Annotated in this window: 13 protein-coding genes; 11 read left to right on the top strand and 2 right to left on the bottom strand. The window is 49.3% G+C overall.

All coding sequences use genetic code 11. From position 1 onward, the window contains the following. The first annotated feature begins 126 nt into the window (after positions 1–126). The 11 genes from XMA127_RS10155 to XMA127_RS10105 all read left to right on the top strand — a co-directional run bounded on the left by XMA127_RS10155 (position 127) and on the right by XMA127_RS10105 (position 14,836). Positions 127–966, top strand: coding sequence for a 3-hydroxyacyl-CoA dehydrogenase family protein (locus tag XMA127_RS10155; protein ID WP_217362098.1), 840 nt, complete (start codon positions 127–129; stop codon positions 964–966). Positions 967–1,073: 107 nt separating this feature from the next. Then, a complete protein-coding gene (locus XMA127_RS10150; protein WP_217362097.1) occupies positions 1,074–2,702 on the top strand; it encodes an acyl-CoA synthetase in 1,629 nt (542 codons plus the stop codon). A gap of 48 nt (positions 2,703–2,750) precedes the next feature. Continuing rightward, a complete protein-coding gene (locus XMA127_RS10145; RefSeq protein WP_173482581.1) occupies positions 2,751–3,500 on the top strand; it encodes an electron transfer flavoprotein subunit beta/FixA family protein in 750 nt (249 codons plus the stop codon). Positions 3,501–3,513: 13 nt separating this feature from the next. Then, entirely contained in the window at positions 3,514–4,440 is a 927-nt protein-coding gene (locus XMA127_RS10140; protein ID WP_173482580.1) for an electron transfer flavoprotein subunit alpha/FixB family protein, read from the top strand. Between the two features lie 74 nt (positions 4,441–4,514). After that, positions 4,515–6,284 (top strand): acyl-CoA dehydrogenase, encoded by a 1,770-nt coding sequence (locus XMA127_RS10135; protein ID WP_173482579.1) that lies wholly within the window; start codon positions 4,515–4,517, stop codon positions 6,282–6,284. Positions 6,285–6,322: 38 nt separating this feature from the next. Further along, the gene (locus XMA127_RS10130; RefSeq protein ID WP_173495334.1) at positions 6,323–7,951 is read left to right on the top strand and encodes an electron transfer flavoprotein-ubiquinone oxidoreductase; all 1,629 of its coding nucleotides are present in this window, start codon (positions 6,323–6,325) and stop codon (positions 7,949–7,951) included. 250 nt (positions 7,952–8,201) lie between these two features. After that, a complete protein-coding gene (locus XMA127_RS10125; protein WP_173481720.1) occupies positions 8,202–8,633 on the top strand; it encodes a rubrerythrin family protein in 432 nt (143 codons plus the stop codon). 59 nt (positions 8,634–8,692) lie between these two features. After that, a complete protein-coding gene (locus XMA127_RS10120) occupies positions 8,693–10,033 on the top strand; it encodes a heterodisulfide reductase-related iron-sulfur binding cluster (RefSeq protein WP_173494626.1) in 1,341 nt (446 codons plus the stop codon). 10 nt (positions 10,034–10,043) lie between these two features. Then, complete coding sequence (locus XMA127_RS10115; RefSeq protein WP_173494627.1) at positions 10,044–10,628, top strand: DUF3501 family protein; 585 nt, start codon at positions 10,044–10,046, stop codon at positions 10,626–10,628. A gap of 127 nt (positions 10,629–10,755) precedes the next feature. Next, positions 10,756–11,754 carry an efflux RND transporter periplasmic adaptor subunit gene (locus tag XMA127_RS10110; RefSeq protein WP_173494628.1) on the top strand — a complete coding sequence of 333 codons (999 nt, stop codon included), beginning with the start codon at positions 10,756–10,758 and terminating at the stop codon, positions 11,752–11,754. A gap of 1 nt (position 11,755) precedes the next feature. Next, positions 11,756–14,836 carry an efflux RND transporter permease subunit gene (locus XMA127_RS10105; RefSeq protein ID WP_173494629.1) on the top strand — a complete coding sequence of 1,027 codons (3,081 nt, stop codon included), beginning with the start codon at positions 11,756–11,758 and terminating at the stop codon, positions 14,834–14,836. 80 nt (positions 14,837–14,916) lie between these two features. Here XMA127_RS10105 and XMA127_RS10100 read toward each other — a convergent pair whose 3' ends face one another. Next, positions 14,917–15,645 carry an SDR family oxidoreductase gene (locus XMA127_RS10100; protein ID WP_173481725.1) on the bottom strand — a complete coding sequence of 243 codons (729 nt, stop codon included), beginning with the start codon at positions 15,643–15,645 and terminating at the stop codon, positions 14,917–14,919. A 42-nt stretch (positions 15,646–15,687) separates the two neighbouring features. Beyond that, positions 15,688–16,740: an aldo/keto reductase gene (locus XMA127_RS10095; RefSeq protein WP_173482574.1), complete on the bottom strand. Its 1,053-nt coding sequence runs from the start codon at positions 16,738–16,740 to the stop codon at positions 15,688–15,690. Between the last annotated feature and the right edge of the window lie 64 nt (positions 16,741–16,804).

Raw genomic sequence — 16,804 nt, 5'->3', positions numbered from 1 at the left:
TATTAGTGTCACAATATAGCGCAATTTCACGTCCGAAAATATCAATAAATAGTCTCGCCTTATCATTTAGTCCTTGCCACTTATGCCCGATAATTTAAACCATGCAAAAAGTTAAAGGTTAGAGTGATGATTCAGCAGGTTGGTGTTGTCGGCGCAGGACAGATGGGGCAAGGAATTGCTCAGGTTTTGGCGTGTGCGGGTATCCAGGTTGTATTGGTTGATATCTCCGCGGATCAGTTAGAGTTAGCTCTCAGTCGCACCGAAATGAGTGTTGCTAAGCTTAAAGAGCGCAATAAGCTTCCAGTAGAGTGTAATCCACTACCTTTCATTGCTACATCTGTTTCAATGGATGCTTTAGCTAACTGCGACCTGGTGGTTGAGGCTGCTACTGAAGATGAGATGACCAAGCGTAAGATTTTCCAAGCGCTCAATGGAGTTTGTAAATCTTCAGCTATTCTGGCGAGTAATACCTCCTCAATTTCAATCGGTCGATTGGCAGCTTTAGTAGATAATCCAGAGCGTATGTTGGGTGTGCACTTTATGAATCCGGTGCCTTTGATGGCGTTGATTGAAGTGATAGTGACTAAGCACACCTCAGAAAATACTCGATCGACAGTGCTCGAACTCGCTGAGAAATTAGGTAAAACAGCGGTTGTTGTTAAAGACCGCCCTGCATTTGTGCTCAACCGAATTTTACTTCCGACCATTAATGAAGCGATTCGTGTTGTCGAAGAGGGTACTGCAACACCAGAACAGGTCGATCAAATCATGACACTTGGGGCAGGCTTCCCAATTGGGCCGCTAGCTCTCGCTGATATGATTGGTTTGGACACCTGTCTAAGTATTTTGGATTTGATGTTTGTTGAGCTTAAAGATGCTCGATATCTACCTGCGCCTCTTTTGCGAGAAAAAGTGGTTGAGGGAGAGCTAGGTAAGAAAAGCGGAAAAGGTTTTTATACCTACTAAATTTAGGGAATTAACGCTGTTTAAGCTGCTCAAAGCGGTTTAAGCTGTGACGATAAACAGAATAAACGAGTGATAAAACTCGCATAAAATAAATGAGGGATAATCAGATGCACAACTCACCCTTTGAGACCAACCTTGATCAATGCTCTGCAAACTATGCAGCATTAACACCTATCAGCTTCCTTGAGCGTTCTGCGTTCATCTACCCTGATCGAACTGCAACAGTGAATGGCGCTGTTCGTCGTACTTGGTTAGAGACTCTCACACGTTGTAAGCAGTTAGCGAGCGCCCTCAATAAAGCGGGTGTTAAAAAGGGTGAGGCCGTATCAATCATTGCATCTAACCTTCCAGAGCATTTTGAATCGCACTTCGGTGTGCCGATGGCTGGAGCTGTTCTTAACTCGATTAACACGCGTCTGGATGCGGCAGCTGTTGCGTTTATCCTTCAGCACGCTGAAGCAAAAGTATTCCTAGTCGATAAAGAGTTTGGTGAATTGGCTACGGCTGCACTAGGCATGCTAGACAACAAACCGCTTGTGATTGGTATTGATGATGCTAGCTATGATGGCGGTGTGATGATCGGTGAGATGGACTACGAAGCGTTTATCGCTGGTGGTGATCCGGAATACGATTTCCCGCGCGTTACTGATGAGTGGAATGCGATCTCATTAAACTACACTTCAGGTACTACAGGTGATCCGAAAGGGGTTGTTTACCACCACCGTGGTGCTTACCTGAATGCTGCAAGCAATGCGTTATCTTGGGGTATGGAAATTCACGCATCGTACCTTTGGACTCTACCAATGTTCCACTGTAACGGCTGGTGTTTCCCTTGGACCATTGCCGCACAAGCGGGCGTCAGTGTGAGCTTGCGTCATGTCCGTGCCGATAAGATTTTTGAACTGATCAAAGAAGAAGAGGTTGGCTACTTCTGTGGTGCGCCAATCGTTCTTAATATGCTGAACTCATCTCCTGCTGAGATGAAAGCGGGCATCAACCACAAAGTTAAAGTAATGACCGCGGGTGCTGCTCCTCCAGCTCCAGTTATCGCTGGTATGGAAGCAATTGGTTTTGAGGTAACTCATGTCTACGGTCTAACTGAGACCTATGGTCCATGTGCTGTTTGTGCATGGAAAGATGAGTGGAATGAAAAATCACCTGCAGAAAAATCTGTGCTTAAAGCTCGCCAAGGTGTGCGTTCGCCAATGATGGAAGGCATGGTGGTTATGGATCCAGAGACCATGGAACTTGTGCCTAAAGATGGTGAGACCATGGGTGAGATCTTCATGCGAGGTAACCTTGTCATGAAGGGCTATCTGAAGAACCCATCAACTACTGAGAAGTCATTCAAAGGCGGCTGGTTCGCATCGGGTGATTTGGCGGTATGGCATGCAGATGGCTACGTGCAGATTAAAGACCGTTCGAAAGATGTCATCATCTCGGGTGGTGAGAACATCTCTAGTATCGAAGTTGAAGGTGTTCTTTATTCTCACCCTCACATTCAAGAGGCTGCAGTTGTAGCGAAGAATGATGAGAAGTGGGGCGAAACACCGTGTGCATTCGTCACTCTAAAAGAGGGTGCGCCAGAGGTAAGTGAAGCGGATGTGATCGAGTTCTGTCGTGAGCACCTAGCACGTTTCAAAGTACCTAAGAATGTTGTTTTCGGTCCGCTACCAAAAACGTCGACCGGTAAGATTCAGAAGTTCGTACTGCGCGATCAAGCAAACGCGCTGTAATAGAGTTTATGTAGAGTGGCCTTAGTGGCCATGTTTTGAGGAGTTAACATGAAAGCATTAGTCGCAGTAAAACGCGTTATTGACTACAACGTTAAGGTTCGCGTTAAAGCGGATAACAGCGATGTAGATTTGGCAAATACTAAAATGTCGATCAACCCATTCTGTGAGATTGCAGTTGAAGAGGCTGTGCGTCTTAAAGAAGCGGGCGTTGTTTCTGAGATCGTTGTTGTATCGATCGGCGACAAGTCTTGCCAAGAGCAGATGCGTTACGCAATGGCGCTAGGTGCTGACCGTGGTATCCAGGTTGAAGCGGAAGGCAAGCTTAACTCGCTAGACGTTGCGCGTATCCTTGCAAAAGTGAACGAGTCTGAGAACGCTGAGATTCTTCTTCTAGGTAAACAGGCGATCGACTCTGACAACAACCAGACTGGTCAGATGCTTGCAGCACTTCTAGATGTGCCTCAGGCAACCTTCGCATCTGAAGTGAAAATCGCTGACGGTAAAGCACAGGTAACACGTGAAGTGGATGGTGGTCTTGTCACTGTTGAGATGGATCTCCCAGCGGTTATTACGACTGACCTACGTCTAAACGAGCCACGCTTCGCGGCACTGCCAAAAATCATGCAGGCAAAGCGTAAGCCTCTAGATGTTAAAACGCTTGCAGATCTTGGCGTTGAGCTAACAAACAGCGTAGAGCTTATCTCTGTTGAGACTCCAGCAGAGCGTAGTGGCGGTATCAAAGTGGATTCTGTTGATGCGCTGCTCGACAAACTACGTAACGAAGCACAGGTTATCTAAGGGAGAGTTGATGATGAAAACGTTGATTATTGCTGAACACGACGGTCAGTCACTTAAAGGTGCAACTCTTTCTGCAGTGACAGCTGCAACTAAACTAGGCGCTCCTGTTGATGTGCTAGTGGTTGGTTCTTCTGTATCGGCAGCGGCTACTCAGGCGGCTTCAGTTGCGGGTGTGGATCGCGTCCTTACCTTTGAAGATGCAGCGCTTGAGCACACGCTTGCTGAATTCGTAGCACCTATCGCTAAACAGCTAGCGGGTGATTACACACACATCATTTTAGGTGCGAGCACTTTTGGTAAAGATTTGGCACCACGTGTTGCTGCACTTTGCGGTGTGAATCAGCTATCTGAAGTTATCGAAGTGATCGATGCAGATACGTTCAAGCGTCCAATCTACGCTGGTAACGCTATCGCGACTGTGAAGAGCAGCGACGCGCTTAAAGTGATGACTGTTCGTGGTACTGCATTTGCTGCTGCTGGTAATGGCGGTTCAGCTGCTGTTGAAGCGGCATCAGTGACTGTCCCAGCTGCGAAAGTACGTTTCGTAGGTGCAGAGGTGAGCGAATCAGATCGTCCAGAACTTGAATCTGCAGATATCGTTGTTTCAGGTGGTCGTGGTGTAGGTTCTAAAGAGGACTTCGCTAAGGTATTCGAACTTGCAGATAAGCTTGGTGCTGCAGTGGGCGCATCACGTGCTGCGGTCGACAGCGGCTTTGTGCCAAACGATATGCAGGTTGGCCAGACAGGTAAGATGGTAGCGCCTAAGCTATACATTGCTGTAGGTATCTCAGGCGCTATCCAGCACCTTGCAGGTATGAAAGAGTCAGGCACTATCGTTGCTATTAACAAAGATGAAGAAGCGCCAATCTTCGGCATTGCAGACTACGGTCTAGTGGGTGATCTACACGAGATCCTTCCAGAGCTAGTATCGAAAATCTAAATCAAACAAGGGCAGCCTAGCTGCCCTCTGTTTTTAAGAGCTTTCCAACGCTTTCCAAATCGGGAATCTATTCTATGAGTATCTATAACGCGCCTGCACAGGACACCGCTTTTGTATTGGATCAATTGGTTGAATTCGATCAACTTTGCCAGGCGATGGGCCTGGATGAAGTTAATCTTGAACTGGCCAATGTCGTCGTTGAAGAGGCGGGTAAGCTCGCATCTGAAGTACTGGCTCCGCTCAATGCAGTGGGTGACCAAAATGGCGCACGCCTTGAGGGTGACAAGGTTATTGAGACTCCGGGATTCTCTGATGCTTATCAACAATATATGGAAAACGGTTGGGCAACTCTGACAGCTCCTGAAGCGTTTGGCGGCCAGGGCTTGCCAAATGTTGTAGGTACGGCAGTCAATGAGTTGTGGCACTCGGCCAATATGGCGTTTGCACTCTGCCCGATGTTGACTCAGGGTTCGATTGAAGCACTGATCGCTCACGGCAGTGATGAGCTAAAAGATCAGTACCTATCGCGCTTAGTCAGCGGTGAGTGGACCGGCACCATGAATCTGACTGAACCTAACGCGGGTTCAGATTTAGCAGCCGTTTCAACCAAAGCGGTACCGAATGGCGATCACTACCTGATCTCAGGCCAGAAGATCTACATCACTTGGGGCGATCATCAGATGACCCCGAACATTGTGCATTTAGTCTTGGCGCGACTTCCAGATGCACCGGCCGGTGTAAAAGGGATTTCGCTGTTTATCGTGCCTAAGTTCTTGCTGGATGAGAACGGAGAGCCTGCAGAGCTAAACGATGCAAAATGCATCTCTCTAGAGCACAAATTGGGCATTCATGGTTCGCCAACCTGTACGATGAGTTTTGGCGATAATGGCGGTGCAGTAGGCTACCTGGTCGGTGAAGAGAACAAAGGCTTGGCTTACATGTTCACCATGATGAACCATGCACGTCAGTCGGTGGGTCTGCAGGGTTTGTCGATCTCTGAACGTGCTTATCAGCAAGCGGTTGCCTACGCGAAAGAGCGCACACAGGGCAGTCGTAAAGATGGTTCGAAAATCCCTATTATTGAGCATCCCGATGTGCGTCGCATGTTGATGGCGATGCGCTCGGGCTGTGAATCGATGCGTGCATTGGCCCTAGTTGCTGCTGCTGAGATTGATCGTTCGCACATCGAGGGTGATCAAACGGCGGCTAAAGCGCGTGTTGAACTGTTAACGCCGATCGTGAAGGGCTGGATGACAGAGATGGCCAATGAACTGACCTCTCTGAATATTCAGGTTCATGGTGGCATGGGCTTTATCGAAGAGGCTGGCGCGGCTCAGCACTACCGTGACGCCCGTATCTTAGCCATTTATGAAGGTACTAACGGCATTCAGGCACTGGATCTGATTGGTCGTAAAACCTTGAGCGATAACGGTGCAGCGTTAGCGGATCTGCTTGATGAAATGGCGGCTATTGAAGCCGATCTTCGAGCGTGCGGACTTGATAAGATGGCCAATCGTTTTGTGGCATCCGTGGCCCGCGCACGAGAGATTCGAGAGTTTATTCTTGATCGTGCTGCTGCCGATCGCAGCTTAATGGGTGCGGTCGCATTCGATTTCTTAATGCAGATGGGCTATCTCACCGGCGCCTACCTAATGGCAAAAGAGGCCATTCGAGCTAAAGCCTTAAGCGGAGCAGGTTCTGCTTACTCGGATGAGTTTTTGGCCGCTAAAGTTGCCACCGTGCGCTTTTATGCAGAGCACTACTTGCCACGAGCAGAAGCTCATGCACAAACGATTATGACGGGCCTTGATGCCGCATTTGTGCTGAGTGACGAACAGTTTTAATTTACATTTCAGTGATTGAGTCGTTTTAGGAGAGATCAATGGATTATGAAGTAATGGACTTTGATGTCCTAATTGTAGGTGCAGGCCCTGCGGGACTTGCAGCTGCTTGTAAGATCAAACAACTCAATGCTGATCTGATGGTCTGTGTTGTTGAGAAAGCGGCTGAGGTGGGTGGTCATATCCTGTCAGGCGCGGTGGTCGATCCTAAAGCGTTAACTGAACTCTTCCCAGATTGGAAAGAGCAGGGCGCACCCCTGGTCACTGAAGCGAAAACAGACGAAATCGTCCTTCTGAAAAACGAGATAAAATCGATTACAGTGCCTAACTTTGTGGCACCTAAAACGATGCACAACCACGGCTGTTACATCGCCTCTGTTGGCAATCTGTCACGTTGGTTGTCAGAACAGGCTGAAGCCTTGGGTGTTGAGGTGTTTCCTGGCTTCCCTGCGGCTGAAGTTCTTTATAACGAAGACGGCAGTGTCAAAGGTGTTCTCACCGGTGCGATGGGCATTGGCGAAAACGGTGAAGAGAAAGATAGCTACGTGCCGAGCATGGCGCTGCAGGCTAAGTTCACACTCTTTGCCGAAGGCTGTCGCGGTCATTTAGGTAAAGAGCTGATCAGTCAGTTCAACTTGGATGAGGGCAAAGATCCTCAGCACTACGGTCTTGGTATTAAAGAGCTATGGGATATCGATCCTGCGCAACATAAAGAGGGCTTGGTGATTCATGGCTCTGGTTGGCCATTGAGTGACGGTACAAGTGGTGGCTTCTTCCTTTACCATGCTGAGAATAATCAGGTCGTTGTGGGCCTAATCGTCGATTTGAACTACTCAAACCCTTGGGTCAGTCCTTTTGATGAATTCCAACGTATGAAGCACCACCCGAAAATCGCGCAGTACTTAGAGGGCGGTACTCGTGTCTCTTACGGTGCACGTGCCATTGCTAAGGGTGGTTACAACTGTCTTCCAGAGATGACCTTCCCTGGTGGTCTATTGATCGGTTGTGATGCCGGTACCTTGAACTTCTCGCGCATCAAAGGTGTTCACACGGCAATGAAGTCGGGCATGTTGGCGGCCGAAGCGGTAGTCTCTGCTATTGCTGAAGAGTCAAACACGGCAACCACATTTAATGATCTCTACAAAAACTCTTGGTTGTACCAAGAGTTGTACAGCTCACGTAACTTTGGCCCAGCTCTACATAAGTTTGGTCCAATTCTTGGTGGCGCTTTCAATACGCTGGATCAGAACATCTTTGGTGGTCGTATCCCAGTGACACTGCACGATACTCACGTCGACCATGAGATGCTGCGTCCAGCAAGCGAGTGTACGAAGATCGATTACCCTAAACCAGACGGAAAGCTATCATTCGATAAGCTTTCGTCAGTGTTTATTTCGAACACCGTGCATGAGGAGGATCAGCCTTGTCACCTACAGCTGAAGGATAGCAGTGTTCCTATCACCGTTAACTTTGCTCTGTATGCCGAGCCAGCACAGCGTTACTGCCCAGCCGGTGTATATGAAGTGCTTGAAGATGAAGCCGAACCACGCCTTCAGATTAACGCAGCCAACTGCCTGCACTGTAAGACCTGTGACATCAAAGACCCCACGCAGAATATTCGTTGGGTGGCACCAGAGGGTGGCGGTGGCCCTAACTACCCGAACATGTAAATCAGGCATTGGTTTAGCGGCCTGGTGAATTACTAATTAAAGAGAGCTTTTTAGCTCTCTTTTTCGTTTCTTAAAGAGACCGCTTTATGTTGCCAGCTTTAGGGTTGAAAGGTGAATAGGAAAGATCTATCAGCACCATAGAAAATTAAAATTAAGCCAATTTTGAGATCCTGGCGTATTTTTAAGTGAGACAAGAAATTTTCTTGTCCAAGCTCTGTTTAGTTAGCTAACAAAAATAGGAGAGAACATCATGGATCTCAAAGGTACTAAAACAGAAGAGAATCTAAAGGCAGCATTCGCTGGCGAATCAAAAGCAAACCGTCGTTACCTATATTTTGCCAACATGGCAGACATCGAGGGTGCTCCAGAAGTAGCCAACGTATTCCGTAATACGGCTGAAGGTGAAACTGGTCACGCGCACGGCCACATGGAATACCTAATCGATGGTGGTTCAGGTGACCCTGAAACTGGTCTAGCTGCAGGTAATGTGGCGGAAGCACTGGAATCTGCGATTGCAGGTGAAACTCACGAGTACACTGACATGTACCCAGGCATGGCGAAAGCAGCTCGTGAAGAGGGCTTTGACGAGATTGCTGATTGGTTCGAGACGCTTGCAAAAGCAGAACGCAGTCACGCTAATAAGTTCCAGAAAACTCTGGAAGCTTACAAAGCGGAAGCGTAATCAGCCTACGATAGGTCGGGCAAGCTGTTCGACCTATCGATCTTTGCCTGGAGAGTGTTATGAGTACAAAAAAAGAGGGCAACCTAGAAGCCCCAACACGCCATCCTCTGGATTGGAAAAATCCAACTTTTTACGACAAAGATGACCTTCACCAAGAGATGGAGCGCGTCTTTGATATCTGTCACGGTTGCCGTCGTTGCCTGAGTTTATGTGACGCCTTCCCAACGCTGTTTGATCTGATTGATGAAAGCGAAACTATGGAAGTCGATGGTGTTGCTAAAGAGGACTACAAGAAGGTTGTTGATCAGTGCTACCTCTGTGACATGTGTTACATGGCGAAGTGCCCTTACGTACCTCCACACCCGTTTGATTTAGATTTTCCGCATCTTATGCTGCGCGCTAAAGCGGTTGAGACCAAAGAGAAGGGTCTCCCCATGCGCGACAAGATTTTATCCAGCACTGACACCACCGGTAAGCTAGCCGGTATCCCCATTGTCAGTGAGACGATTAATACGGTTAACCATTGGAAGCCGACACGCAAAGCACTCTCTGCGACCTTAGGCGTTGACGAAGAGGCATGGTTACCTCCATTTGCAAGCAAGAAGTTACGCAGCAAAGCCAAGCCGAATGAGACTTTTGACGTTGTAGCGGGTGAACGCACACCCGGAAAAGTGGCACTGTTTGCGACCTGCTACATCAATTACAACGAGCCGGGTATTGGTGAAGATTTTATTGCCGTACTAGAGCACAACGACATTCCCTGGACCTTTGCTCAGAAAGAGGTCTGCTGTGGCATGCCGAAGCTAGAGCAGGGCGATCTTGAAGGGGTGGACTCGCTAAAACGTATCAATATCCCGCAACTGGCTAAGTTAGCCAAAGAGGGTTATGCGCTGACGTCGGCTGTGCCAAGTTGTACCTTGATGTTTAAACAAGAGCTGCCACTAATGTACCCGGATGACGAAGAGGTTAAGTTGGTCCAGGAAGCATTTTGGGATCCGTTTGAATACCTGATCGCACGTCAAAAAGATGGTCTATTGAAAGCGGAGTTTGAACAAGGACTAGGTAAAGTCTCTTACCATGTTCCCTGTCACGGTCGCGTGCAAAACGTCGGTAAGAAAACCGAAGAGATGTTGAAGCAGATTCCTGATACCGAACTAAAAACAGTAGAGCGATGCAGTGGTCACGCTGGCACCTACGGTGTTAAGAAAGAGTTTCATGAAAAAGCGATGAAGATAGGTAAGCCGGTATTCCGTCAGATGGCTGATTTTGATCCGGATTATATTTCGAGTGACTGCCCATTGGGAGGAGCTCACATCGCACAAGGTATCGATAAAAATCACGATAAGCAGCCAGAAAAGTCACACCCAATATCACTATTGCGCAAGGCTTATGGCATTTAAGGAGTAGAGTATGACCCAATTAGTACGCGACTCGTTAATGTCGCTGGAAACCTACCACAAAGAACGTCCTGAATTTCGTAAAAAGGCACTGGAGCACCGCCGTCGAAGAACGGTCTTTATTGGTCCCAACGTCACGCTTCAGTTTGAAGATGAGTTGACCATCCGCTACCAGATCCAAGAGATGCTTCGTATCGAGAAAACCTTCGATGAAGAGGGTATTCAAGATGAGTTGGATGCCTACAACCCGCTGATTCCTGATGGGACCAACCTGAAGTGTACACAGCTCATTGAATTTGCCGATCCAGACGAGCGCAAAGTGGCACTGGGTAAGTTGGTCGGGCTTGAACACAAAACCTATGTTCAGGTATTCGGCCATGAAAAGGTGTTTGCGATAGCCGATGAAGATTTAGAACGCAGTACTGAAGAGAAGACCAGTGCCGTCCACTTCATGCGTTTTGAATTAACTGATGAGATGATTGCGACACTTAAAGCGGGCGCGGCCCTTGCCGTTGGTGTGGATCACCCCAACTATCAGCACCATATAGATGAAGTAGACCCTGAAACTCAGGTTACTTTAACCGCTGATCTTAAATAGTTCTGATCCCTGAAGAGAGGGTGCAGTCGGCTACCCTCTCACTCTTTTATTTTGCAATGCACCATTCCTCGCTAGACTGCGTAGATATCGGTCTAGATCTTTAGACCATCCGTCACAATCGAGGTTAATGATGCGCTCCCTTCTTTTTGCTTTAGTGTTTGGCCTATCTAACAGTGTTCACGCAGCACCTGTGGTGTCGACCCAGTCTTTAGCGGACTTGGTCTACTACCCAACATTCTCAGCACCTGCTGAAGTGATCAGTGCCAATGATGCAGCGCTGAGTGCTGAACTCTCCGCACGTATTGTGAAGATTAATGTTGAGGTGGGTGATCGAGTGAAGCAGGGCGACTCACTGGTGAATTTAGATTGCCGTACCTACGAGAGTCAGTTGGCGACGCAAAAAGCGGTTTTGAGTGAGTTGCGCTCACAACGCCCACTTTTGAGTGATCAATACGAACGTGCCAAGACTCTGAACAAACGAGGCAATCTAGGTGACGATGCTCTGCAACAGCGTGAAACGGCGCTTACCTCATTGGATGCCCGCATCGATGTGCAAAACCGTCAGATTGAACTGGCTGGTATTGCGACTGAAAATTGTTCGCTGGTTGCTCCATTCGATGGAGTCATTGCAGCACGAATGGCTCAGCTAGGTGCCTTAGCCGCTCCCGGTATGCCTCTGCTTCAGTTGGTTCAAACGGATGGGGCAGAACTAGAAGCCAAAGTCGCCCCTGGAAAAGGGGTTGCTGAGAGCAAGGTGTGGTTTGAAAGCAACGGCCAATCTTTCGCGGTTGAGTTAAGAGCTAAATTGCCCATTATTGATCGTCGCGAACGCACGCAGACCTACCGTTTTATTTTTACTGAAGCGACGCCCGAGATTGGTGCAACGGGTCGTTTAACCTGGACCGCCAATCAACCGCACGTCTCCTCTGAACTGTTGGTTCGCCGTAAAGTGGATGGCGAATGGAAGCTTGGTCTGTTGCTTGAAAAGCAGGGTGTCGCACAATTCTTCGTAGTCGACAGTGCCATAGAGGGTCAGCCTGCGGCGGTTGATCTTCCCAAGGGGTCACAGGTCATTACCGAGGGTCGATTGCTCGCAGTCGAGGGCGAAGCGGTAGAGGTGCGCTGATATGTGGCAACGCTTCATTACTAACCATGTGCTAGCTAACCTGACCTTCTTGCTAGTACTGGCGGTCGGTCTGTTGAGTTATCAAGGACTGCCCCGTCAGCAAGATCCAACCATCAACTTCAACTGGATCATCGTCACCACACCGCTACCGGGTGCTACGGCACTTGATGTCGAGAGTAAGGTGACGGATCCGCTTGAAGATGCGTTACGTTCACTGGCCGATGTAAAGTTTGTTTCGAGTAATTCACGCGAAGGGATCTCTAGCATCCTAGTGCGCTTTGAGGACATCGATGATCGTACCTTCGATAAACGCTTAGCCGATCTGCGTCGTGAAATACAAAACACTGAATCTGAACTGCCGGATGCTGCGTTAGATTCACTGATTCTGGAGATCACCAGCTCCAATGCCTTCCCTGCCGCAACGGTGGCGGTGACCAGCTTGGCGGATGACGAGAACCTGCGTCTGCAAGCGACTCGTATCGACAAAGATCTGTCCCAGCTTAAAGGCGTTTCTCGCATCGACCCTGTGGCACTGCCTGACCCAGAACTGCAGGTCAATCTGGATGTCTCTGAACTGGAAGCCCTAGGCATTACCCCACAACAGGTTGCCAACACCGTTACTGCCTTCTTCCAAGATGAGGCGGCTGGTAACTTGGTACAAGGCGATCGTAACTGGTTGGTGCGTGTTGTCGGTACGGCCGCTGACCCAAGCTATCTGGCCAATCGACCGGTATTGGGGGCATCGGGAGAAGTGCCACTGTCACGTGTCGCCAGTGTCGAGCGCGCTCGTGAAGATTCTAGTTTCTTAGTACGTGTCGATGATAAACCGGCTGTGCTGTTGGCGGTAATGAAGAAAGAGGGTGCCAACACCCTGGAATTGGTTGAGCGTGTTCAGACCTACATGGATGAGCGAAATGCTCTATCGGTTGAGACCGGTGTCGAGATGGTCTTGATTGATGATCAGACCATTGCGACGCGCAAGTCGATCCAAATCATGGAGAACAATGCACTGATCGGTCTGATCCTGGTGTTGGTTGTGGCTTGGCTCTTCTTAGGTACACGCATCGCACTGCTCACAGCGATCGGCATCCCCTTTATTTTGGCAGCCACCTTCTGGGTACTGGCGGGACTGGGCGAAACGTTGAACGTCACCGTGCTGTTGGGTGTGGTGATTGTATTGGGTATGTTGGTTGATGACGCCGTCGTTGTGGTCGAATCGATCTACTATCGGCTACAGCGAGGATTTACTGGGATTGCCGCCGTTCAGGGTTCGTTGAAAGAGGTAGCGGCTCCCGTCACAGCGGCGGTACTGACCACCATCGCCGCTTTTTTACCGCTGATGCTACTGCCCGGTATTTTGGGCAAGTTCATGAAGGTTATTCCTATGGTGGTGTCGATCGCCCTAGCGATCAGTCTGATTGAAGCCTTTTGGATGCTGCCTGCCCACATTTTGGCGGCTAAGGTTGGGTTTGATAAACCGAGTCGAATTCAGCGTCTGCGTGAAACCATGACCCACCGCGTGCAGATCACCTATGTTCGTCTGTTGATCAAAGCGCTGCGCCGTCCGGTTCTCTCACTGATTGTCGCCGTATTGCCACTGATAGGCGCGGTCGGTGCCCTAGGCAACGGCTACATTAAGATGGATTTCTTTGCGGCCGATCCTGTCCGCCTATTCTATGTGAACGTTGAAATGCCGGCAGCGACGCCTGTCGCGAAAACGATGGAGGTGGTCTCACGTGTGGAAGAGCGTGTCCGTCAAAATGTGCGTGACGGGGAAGTGCGCGCCATCGCAAGCTATGCCGGTCAGATGTTTACCGAGACAGAGCCGCGTATTGGCGAGCAGTACGGCCAGATTCTTGTCGGTCTAAACCCTAAAACACCTGAACTGCGCACAGTTGAAGAGATGACCGATGCGGTGCGTGAAGATTTGGGTGACATTGCCGGTCCGATTCGCATCTCATTCTTGCGCCTATCGGGTGGTCCGCCTGCCTCTAAACCGATCTCGGTCAAGGTACGTGGTGATGATTACCAAGAGATTCGCGACGCTACCAACATTCTGATTGAAATTCTGAACAGTCACGAAGATTTCGTGGATGTTGAAGACGATGCGGCTCGTGGTCGTTATGAGTTGAGTCTGGAGTTAGACAGTGATGCGATCAATCGTACAGGTTTGAACCCTGCGGATGTTCGTCGCACCCTGCGCCTATTGGTCGACGGTGAAGTTGTCGCGAGTATGCGAGATGCCGGTGAACGCCTGGATGTTCGTGTTCGTGCTAATCCTGAGTCGCTACCCTCTCTTGAGCGTCTGCTTAGCTACCGTATTCCTGTTCCCGCGGGCGGTGCTATTCCTCTGTCGGAGTTGGTAATAGAGGAGCGTAAACAGTCGTTGGGTAACATTCGTCACTACAACTTCCGTCGTGCAATCACCTTAGAGGCTGACCTTCGCTCTGGCGGTATGGATACCGTACAAGCCAACGCCTTCTTGCTAGAGCGCTGGAAGGAGTACGAAGCGCAATATCCTGCCATCGATCTCGACTTCTCGGGTGAGTTGGATGATATCCAAGAGAGTATGGATTCGATTGCGATTCTCTTCTTGGTCGGCGTCGGCTTGATGTACCTAATATTGGGCACGCAGTTCCGCAGTTACTGGCAGCCATTAATGATCTTGGCGACAGTGCCACTGGCGTTTACCGGTGTTGTATTGGGCTTGATCGTGACGCAAAACCCGCTCAGTCTCTACACTATGTACGGTGTCGTGGCCTTAGCCGGTATTGCCGTGAATGCCGCGATCGTACTGATATCGGCCGCCAATGACCGAATTGGCAATGGCATGAGCCTGATGCATGCGACGCTTTATGCTTCGCGTCGACGGGTCATTCCGGTATTGATTACTACCCTGACCACCATGGCGGGTCTATTTTCGCTTGCAGCGGGTCTGGGTGGTAAGTCACTGATCTGGGGCCCAGTCGCCACCTCGATCGTATGGGGCTTGGGCTTCTCGTCTGTGCTAACGCTGTTTGTGATTCCGCTTCTTTATCGTCTGTCGATGCGAAGAGCGGTTAAGCGAATTTCTGAAAGCTGAAGTAGTTTTAACGCTAGCTCCAAGGTATGAAACCTGCCTTAGGAGCTAGCACTCGGTGCGAAGCGAAAATTACTCGCCCATCAGAGATCAAAATTCGTTGGAATGATGACCATGTCACGCACAGTCATATGACGTGGCCTAGTCAACATAAACAGCAACGCCTCTGCGATCTCTTCTGGCTCGATTAGGCTGCCATTGGCACGAGCCTCTTTTAATTTACCTTCCGGCCAGTCCGAGAGTAATCCCGTTGCCACAGGCCCAGGTGATACCGATCCAATACGAATGCCGTGCTTAAACATCTGACGTCGAGTCGTCTGAACAAAACAGTCGATCGCCCATTTTGATGAGGCATAAATAGGTTCCCATGGCGTCGGGTAGTGGGCTGCTAGCGAGCTGGTCACCAAAATGTCACCGGTCTCTCGCTCAATCATATGCGCTAACACAGCTTGTACGTTTTTCATCACCACATTGATATTTAAATTCAGCATTCGATCAATCTGGTCAGCGTCAGACTCCATGAGATCTCCGCCGACATAGAGCCCAGCGTTGGCGTGAAAGATATCCAGATGCCCAGTCATCTCCAGAATGCGTGGCACCATCTCTTTGCACTGTTCCGGATCGAGCAGGTCAATGACCAGTGGTAGAGCCTTATCCCCAAGACGACTGCAGATATCAGACAGCGCAGACTCGTTTCGATCGATAAAGATAACTGTGGCACCTTCATCCAGCATCGCTTTGGCACTGGCGAAACCAATGCCTGACGCAGAGCCTGTAACCGCGGCAATTTTGCCTTTTAATTGTTCGCTCATATCAATCTCTTATTTTGCATCGGCTATCAGGATAGCCGCCTCTTAAAAGGGTTGAGGGTAGCGCTTAAAGACAGCCGCTAACTCAGTTTGTAGCTCTTCAGACAGTAGCATATCAAAAGCGGCGATGTCCTCTTTTAGTTGATCCATTGAGGTCGCCCCAATAATGGTAGAGGTTACGCCATCAACCTGATCACACCATGCGAGTGCAAGCTGTGACGGGGTGTAACCAAACTGTTTGGCTAACTTGACGTACTCTGCAACAGCTTCATGAGCCTGGGGTGTATTCCGATGCAGGGCAGCGGGGTTTGAGATGCTCCAGCGGCTTCCTTTCGGCATTGCTCCATCAGCGTATTTGCCAGAGAGTAATCCTGATGCCAACGGTGACCAAGGAAGATAGGCGATCTCTTCGTGAACGCAGTTCTCGATCAAGTAGGGCCAATCTTTCGCATGCAACAGACTAAACTCATTCTGAATCGAGACCGGTTTGGGTAGGTCATGCTGTCGGCTCAGTTTTAGATAGGTGTTGATGCCCCAGGTAGTATCATCTGAGAGGCCGAAATGACGGATTTTTCCGTCACTTATGCATTGCGCTAAACCTTTAAGGATATCCAACATTTGAGCTTCATGTTCAGCCGCTTTAATGTCGCTAAACTTGAAGAAGTTCGGAGTATGCTTGCCAAAGTGAGGTGAAGTTCTGTTTGGCCAGTGTAGTTGATAGAGATCGATGTAGTCAGTCTGCAGGCGCTTCAATGAATTATCGACCGCCTCAATCACTGCCTTGCCTGTAATTGGGCCGCCGCTTCTTACCCAAGGTAACCCGATACCTGCGATTTTGGTGGCAATGATCATCTCGCTGCGACGGGATGGGTTTCGAGCAAGCCAGTTACCAATGATCTCTTCTGTTTTACCGTAGGTCTCTGCTGTTGGCGGCACTGCGTACATTTCGGCTGTATCAAAAAAGTTAATACCAACTGATAAGGCGTGTTCGATCTGTTCGTCGGCCTCCGCTTGGGTGTTCTGCTTACCCCAGGTCATTGTGCCCAAACAGATTCTTGAAACGCTTAATCCACTGGTTCCTAAACGGCTGAACTGCATGCTAACCCCTTCTAAGTTTTCGTTAATTCTAGATTGGTAAAGCCAAGCTTTACGCTAACATACT

Source organism: Marinobacterium sp. xm-a-127 (genome assembly GCF_013283425.1).
Taxonomy (GTDB): Bacteria; Pseudomonadota; Gammaproteobacteria; order Pseudomonadales; family Balneatricaceae; genus Marinobacterium_E.
This window is presented reverse-complemented; position numbering and strand designations above follow the sequence as displayed.